The 7,487-nt window shown below is 55.0% G+C and carries 4 protein-coding genes; 2 read left to right on the top strand and 2 right to left on the bottom strand.

What is annotated here, in order from left to right; translation table 11 throughout:
• Both QW71_RS35600 and QW71_RS35595 read right to left on the bottom strand, forming a co-directional pair.
• Nucleotides 1-3,153, bottom strand: a 3,153-nt coding sequence (locus QW71_RS35600; RefSeq protein WP_052770589.1) for a glycoside hydrolase family 2 protein, incomplete at its 3' end; no start/stop codon positions are given.
• Nucleotides 3,150-3,815 (bottom strand): hypothetical protein, encoded by a 666-nt coding sequence (locus QW71_RS35595; protein ID WP_235441644.1) that lies wholly within the window; start codon nt 3,813-3,815, stop codon nt 3,150-3,152. The genes QW71_RS35595 and QW71_RS35600, both read right to left, overlap by 4 nt.
• Nucleotides 3,816-3,912: 97 nt before the next feature.
• Between QW71_RS35595 and QW71_RS35590 the strand changes: the two genes are divergently transcribed.
• Both QW71_RS35590 and QW71_RS35580 read left to right on the top strand, forming a co-directional pair.
• Nucleotides 3,913-4,779, top strand: a complete 867-nt coding sequence (locus tag QW71_RS35590) for an AraC family transcriptional regulator (RefSeq protein ID WP_052770587.1) — start codon at nt 3,913-3,915, stop codon at nt 4,777-4,779.
• A gap of 788 nt (nt 4,780-5,567) precedes the next feature.
• On the top strand, nt 5,568-6,368 hold the full coding sequence (locus QW71_RS35580) for a polysaccharide deacetylase family protein (RefSeq protein ID WP_039310578.1): 801 nt from the start codon (nt 5,568-5,570) through the stop codon (nt 6,366-6,368).
• Nucleotides 6,369-7,487 lie beyond the last annotated feature (1,119 nt).

Genomic DNA, 7,487 nt, shown 5'->3' with positions numbered 1-7,487 from the left:
CCCGCCGCTGCGGACCCACACCGCAGCGGGCTCCGGTACAGCGGCCGCGTGGACTGCGCGGCCCGCATACTGGAGCAGGCTCCGCAGCAGCAGGCAGGCCTGGGGAATCCGGTGGAGATGATCCATGATCTCCAGCTGATTCGCCAGGAACATGCCCGCTCCGCTCCGGTACTCCAGCAGCGGCGACCACAGATCGCCGCCATCTCCAAAGTCACCCGCGCTGCATTCCAGCAGCAGGGTGAAATCGCCGGCCACCGGCTTCTCGAACGCTGCCCGGATAATCGGCAGCGGCCCGTCCTCGCGTAGCCCCTCATGCCAGTACATGAGGTCCTCTACTCCGAGGCCCCGGAGCACCGGATGCCCATAGTCGCCTGCATGGGCACGGATGAATTCCCTGCGGACCAGCGGGAGCCTGCCGGGCGAGAGGTGAAGCTGTTCCAGCAGCAGTAATCTGCCGCCCCGCTGCACGTATCTTCTCAGCTTCCGGTCCAGCGCCCCGTCCTTGTCCTGCATGCGGCTGCCGACAATCAGCAGCGTCCCGCCCGCAAGCCGCTCTACCGCTTCCGCTTCTGACCGGACCAGGCCGGGCACCAAGGTGCGGATCGCCTCATAGTCCCGGTCAGAGCCTAGATAAGCAGCGGGAAGCGCTACTTCTACCGGCTCTGTCTTGCAGCTCCCGGACAACAGCCGGTAGCTCAGATTAAGCTCGTGCTTCAGCTCCGTGCCATGGAACAGCCGGGCAGACAGCACCGCTTCCGCTTCTGCTACTCCTGCTGGTGCTGGTGCTCCCACTCCCACTCCTACTCTTACTTCTGCACCATCTCCTGCTCTTGCTTCTGCCCCATCTCCTGCTCTTGCTCCTACGCCTACGCCTTCATCCCCTCCCACTCCAGCTCCTTCGCCATTGACCGGTTCCGGCATCCATTCCAGCCGGATGCTCCGGCGGGCGGCAGGCTCGTGGCGGAAACGGAACGTCTCGCTATGAACCACATGTCCGCCTTGCCGGACTGTGCATTCAATAGTCACTTCCTGTTCTGCCAGCGTATCGTTGTAGACATCGAAGCTGCGGCGGACCGGCGCATCATCGAAGAAGCAGCGGTTATATTCGGCGGCAATCATTGTCACCGGCTTGAAGGCTTCAGCCATAATGGCAAAAGCGGGATTGGTTCTGAATGCCGGATATTCCTCCGGCAGCAGCCCGTTGTTCAGGGAAAGGGAGTAAGCCGGAATCACCGCAGGCTTAGGGCCTGGTGTGGTCAGGTCGGCAGGCGGCAGCTGAATATTTCGTTCCGGCATCGCCCGCATGAAATAATGGGCGAAGTTGAAGGTAGAGATACCAGAGACACCTTGGCGGCGTGCATACTCCACGAACAGCCTTTCCTTCTGGGCCAAGCCGGCAGCACTTGCATCTGAGTCACGGTAAGCGTCCAGTCCGATATACATGCTGCTGTTCTGCGGGCAGATGTACCACCAGCCGCCATGCTCGCCGAAGGTGAGCGGAACGCTGCGGTCCCACTGCGCGATCGTGCCGTCAATGTTGTAATGGCGGCTCTCCACCTCTGTCCCTTGCTTGGTGACCAACCGGTTATCCCCTTCCACCATAATCGGGCGGGTGGAATCAAGGGCTCTCATCAGCTCCATCAGACCCGGGATATGCTGTTTGTAGGTATCCCGGCCGTCCACCCAGCGCATCTCGTTCTGCACGCTCCACAGAATGACGGATGGGTGATTCTTATCCCGCTGTACCAGCCGCTGCACATGCGCCCGGCAATTGGAGATGAAATCAGGGTGGGCAGCATCCATGGTTTTGCTCGACCCGTAGATTGCTGTCTCATCGACAATCAGCATTCCTTCCTCATCGGCAATCCGCAGATAATCAGCCGGATACGGCTCGGCATGCAGCCGGATGCTGTTGATGCCCGCCTGTCTGCACAGACGGTACCAATTGCGGATATAGTCTTTTGTCTGCTGTGCCGCCCCCTGGAAATGCCAGGAATCGCCCCGCAGGTTAACGGGAATCCCATTCAGCATGAACTGCGGGCCTTCGCACCAGAACTCCCGGAAGCCGAATACGTCGGTCCGCCGGTCGAGGACTTCCCCGTCTGCCTGAAGCTCCAGCTCCAGCTCATATAGAACCGGGTGATCCGGACTCCACAGCACGGCATCCTGCCAGGGCAGCGCAAATGATGCTCCGCCCCACTCCGTGCTGCCGGTGTTCCAGCATAATTGCCGTCCTTCTTCTGCCTGGGCAGGCAGGGCATCCACTCCGGCTTCCGCTTCAAGCACCGGCAGCGCATCAGCTTCCTCCACAGCCCGGATGCCGGACTTCCGTTCCCTGACTTTCAGGAACACCTGCAGCGATTCCATCGCAGGACCACCCGGCTCCGTGCTCATTAGCGCCTCCACTTCCAGCATGCCCTGCCGGACAGAGGTGCGGATCGTGAGATCCTCCAGCGATACAGGCGGGTAGCCTTCGAGGAAGACATCCTGCCATATTCCCCTTGCGATCCTGCCGAACCACGAACCGTCCAGCATGCCCTGCCGGACAGAGGTGCGGATCGTGAGATCCTCCAGCGATACAGGCGGGTAGCCTTCGAGGAAGACATCCTGCCATATTCCCCTTGCGATCCTGCCGAACCACGAACCGGCAAGTCCGGTGATTCTCTCCTCCCCGGAAGGGAGTACCGCCATGTCGAAGCTTCCGCATACCACATGCAGCTGCTGCTCCCGGCCGGGCTTCACCAGCCGGGTGATATCCAGCCGCAAAGGCAGATATCCGTCCTCCCAGACGGCAATCCGCTCGCGGTCCAGATATACCGCTGCCTTCTGCATGATTCCATCGAAGCGCAGCACTACCCGCTGCCCCAGCATAGTCTCCGGCACCTGAAAAGAACGGTGCAGCACCCCAGCCTCGGCCGCATCCCATTCTCCCGGGTAGCCGTAAACATCAAATGGCACGAAGTTATGGTCCGGTACTTCTCCAAATTTGCTGCCCGAAGGCGTCTTATAGCTGTGGCGCCAGCTCGAAGGCACCTGTATCTTGCGCGCCTCATATTGCAGCCTCTCAGGAAGACTGCGGCAGCGCGGCTGATCGTAGAGCGGCATGAAATCCCATTCGCCGTTCAGGCATATGGATGTGCGCAGCATATTCATTCTCCTTTTCCCCTTTGCGGGAGGTTGATCGTTAGGACAGGCGTAAGCTTTTTCCAGATTTCCTGATCCGGCTCTACATTCTTCCACTTGATAAAATGCGGCTCCATAACCTCTCCCCACTGCTCCGGACGCAGATTCGTTGTGAGTTTCCCCGTATAGGGAGCGGGCTCCACGGTTGCGGGCAGCTCGGAATAAAAGAACAGCAGGTTCTCATGAAGACCGATGATTCCGTATTTGTCACCGTCTCCCGGGCGCTCCTCCTGATATTGATAATGGTAATAGATATAGCTTGAGACCTGCTCCGGCTTGAGTACTGCCAGCCTGCCGTAGGGAGCCCCCAGAACCTGGTTACGCTTCCAATGCTGCCCGGACACCGGCTGCTGATAATGAAAAATATCCATCATCGGCACCCACAGCCGCGGGTACTCCCCGCCCGGCCAGACCATGAGAATCTCCACTGCGCCCGGGAACAGCTGCTCCGGCTCAACCCCCTTGCCGCTGCATTCGTAATATAGAAACAGCCCCTGGCCGTCTTGAAAGATGCTTAGCCAAGAAATGCCCAGCCAGTCCATACGTTCATTAAGCAATTCCACCTGTGAGCCCAAAAAAGCAGCCGGGCCGCAGCCCTCTCTGCATTTGGCTCTATATAAACATCGCTGCATAAATTCCCTCCAACCTTGTGTCATCTTCCTCTTAAGATTAACGCAAACGGCGGAACGGTTCCTTGACGATCATGCCCTTCTTTAGCATAATAACGACATGACAAATAAACTCTATGCACGGGATTTAGGACTCGAGCCCGGCTTTACTTTCCGCATTCAGAAATGCCCGCTGACTCAGGATTATTATGTTCACTGCCATGATTTCTCGGAGCTGGTGGTCATTCTGGAGGGAAGCGCGATTCATATCATTGAAGGAAGGGAGTACCCCGTATCGGCGGGTCAGGTGTTTTTTATCCACAGCGATATTTCGCATGGGTACAAAAATGTGCAGAATATTGAGTACATCAATGTGATGTTCCATCCCGATCAGCTGCTGCAGCTGCCGGAGCTGAAGCTCCTGCCGGGGTTTCAGGCGCTGTTCTATCTGGAGCCGTTCTTCCGCAAAGAGATGTATTTCAAAGGCATGCTCTCCTTGCAGCCCGCGCAGCTGGAAGAGGCTAATGTTCTGCTGGACCGGATTCTGGAGGAGTATGACCGGCAGTCTGACGGCTACCGGCTGATGATCCGTACGTATTTCACCGCGCTTGTCGGCACACTATCACGATATTACCGGCAGAATGGCGGCGGAACGGAGAACAGGGCGCTGCAGATCGGTGAGGCGGTTACCTATATTGAGGAGCATTTCCTGCAGCCTATTTCACTTCAGTCTCTGGCAGATCTCGCTTATATGTCGAAGCGCCAGTTCCTCCGCGTATTCACCCGGAATTATCATACGACGCCCATGGATTATGTCATCCGCAAACGGCTGGAGTATTCCTGCACGCTGCTGCGCAATGCCGGATTAACCATCTCACAGGTGGCCATGGACAGCGGGTTCCGGGATCATAATTATTATTCCAGACAATTCAAAAAAGTGTTCCTGTGCACGCCCTCCGAGTACCGGATGCATAAGGCCGGAATGTAGCGGCTGACAAGTGGAAAACTGCAGTTTTCTCAATATCGGCAACCGGGGTAATGTTGCGGGTTTGGCTGATTGTACTTTGTGCAATAGAACTCCTTTGGAATTGCGGAAAAATGATATTCTATTGCATTTCATACAGTTGATTATGGGAAAAGGGGCAAAAAACAGCGGAAACCTGAATTTCTGCTGTATAATGTACAACAGATTTAAATTCCAGGCTGATTTAATGTTCTTCTGTTGTACAAAGTGCAATAGAACCTCCTCGCCCCTAATAGCTGTATAAGGCAAATAATCCAACCCCCTGCGGCCATTCCCAGTTGTCCATCGAGATGATGCCAATAGGCGCCGTTTCCTGAATGGAGCCTCTCATATCCTTCATCCGCTCAATGACGCGGCTATATGCCCTTCGAGTACTGTCCGTGATACTGCTTCCATAATGCTCCTCCTTGTGGATGTCCTGACCAGAGCTTGGGGCTGCCGAACCGCCCTCTTCGCCACCCCAGTGTAGTCAAGCGGCGGAATGCCGTCCATTAACAAGAATCTTGCTAATCGCTTTCATTTCTGGCATTGTTCATGATGGGGCTGTATCCGTCATTAGGAGGAACACATGCTCACGATCACATTCTATATAGATTGGACCTGTAAATTTAATAATGGGAGAAGTAACTTAGAGAAATCGGCAGACTGGCAGCGCCCCGAAGAGCAAGGCCTCCACGGAGTCAGGAACAAATCCCAAATTATAAATTTCCAGTTCAATCTACATAGAGAGAAATCAGGGAGGCTAACAGGTAATGAAAATCAAATTTGATCTTTTTCCGGGCGGCGTTACTAAAGCGCTAACATTAAGCTGGGATGATGGAAGAATCCACGACAGACGTCTTGTGGAGATCCTTAACCGGCATGGGCTAAAAGGCTCCTTCCATTTGAATTCAGGATTCTTCGGCAATGAGGGCTACATCACGGAAGAGGAAGTGGCTTCCCTCTATGGGGGGCATGAGATTTCAGCACATACGAGCACTCATCCCTTTCTCTCCATGACCCCGCGTGAGGGCATCGCCGAAGAGATTCTGAGGGACCGCAGACATCTGGAAGCGATAGCGGGCTATCCCGTAAGGGGGATGTCCTATCCGTTCGGCGATTACAGTGATCAGGTGCTGAGCGTTCTGCCGGCGCTGGGAATCGAATATTCACGTACTGTAAAGTCCCATGGCAGCTTCAGCCTGCCGGACAACCTGCTGGCTTGGCATCCCACCTGCCATCACCGCGACATGCTGGCGCTTGGCAAGCAGTTCCTGGAGGAGCAGCCCCGGTTCTCCCATATGCAACTGCTATATGTATGGGGACACAGCTATGAATTCAACGACAATGATAACTGGGAGGAGCTTGAGCAGTTCGCCGCCATGATGGGCGGCCATGAAGAGATCTGGTATGCCACCAATATCGAGATTGCCGACTACTTGTCCGTTGTACAAGGACTGCGCTTCTCCGCTTCCCGTGAGATGGTCTATAATCCGTCGGCAGTGGATGTATGGATCACCGCCGGGGACGAGGCTTGCCGGATATCCGGAGGAGCTACGGTGCAGCTGGGTTAGGAATTGCTGTGGGTATGTTAGCGATGAATGGCTCACGATCATCCGGTCATGGTCGTGGGCACGGTTGCGGCACGGTTGCGGGCAGGAACATAGTCGCGGGCTTGGGGATGTTTGTAGCCACAGTTGCAGGCGTGGCCGGGGGCGCGGGCACAGACACGGTTGCAGGCACGGCCAAGGGCGCGGGCACAGACACGGTTGCAGGCGCGGTAAGGAGAAATGTTGTATAAATTGCAACTTTGATTCATAAATCCCTGGGTGTTTGAGAGGATTGTTGTACAAAATACAAGAATTCTCTCGCTGAGCGGCTTTGGGGATGAGAAATGCTGTATTTCATACAACAATCCATAGTTATAGCCGATTTTACGCGGAGAATGTTGTATTTAGTGCAGGATTTTAGTAGTAAACGCACGCCGTAACGCATTCGTAATAAAACCAGCTATTAACCGCATCAGTTGTGTCATAGTCATAGGTACTGTCACAGTTACAGTCATAGGTACTGTCGTAGTTACAGTCATAGTTACCGGATTTCTGCCACAAACGTGGTTTGATTTAGCTAAGTCTATTAATATCTACTTCATTCAGCCAGAACTCGAGTTGCAGGCCTGTTTGGACTGAAGCAGATGCTGATTTGAGCTTAATTATCAGGATAGCGAGATTCCCTTATATCTAAGTGACCTTTATTCCCTTCTTTCTATGAGCATAATAAAACCCGATTCCAACACAGCCTGGATGGCTGGTGGAATCGGGTTATTATTATAGTAGATGCGCTTAGGCACTGAGGGGCTACGGTAATGGTAGTGATGTCGGCTGGCGGTATAGCAGTATGAATATAGTGAGATGCATCGTTGGGATTGAGGCGCGAGCAGCAGAGGCCTGATTATCGGCGCGTGACAGTGGTGGTGCTTATGGCGTTAGCAGCAGTTTGAGTGAGATGAGCAGCATGGATGGATTGGGCACAACCGGTCTAACCGGCTGCTACTGCCATCCTCCGGCGGCAGCATCTATATTGTCTTGCCGGGCGATCCACGTCAGGCAGGCCGCCCGGAGCAGCGCTTCGGTCCGCTGGGCTGCGCTGCAGAAGATCCCGCTCAGGCCGATCTGATACAGATCGGCCAGCGC

It is taken from the genome of Paenibacillus sp. IHB B 3415, from assembly GCF_000802655.2.
In the GTDB taxonomy this organism is placed as follows: Bacteria; Bacillota; Bacilli; order Paenibacillales; family Paenibacillaceae; genus Paenibacillus_AQ; species Paenibacillus_AQ phytohabitans.
This window is presented reverse-complemented; position numbering and strand designations above follow the sequence as displayed.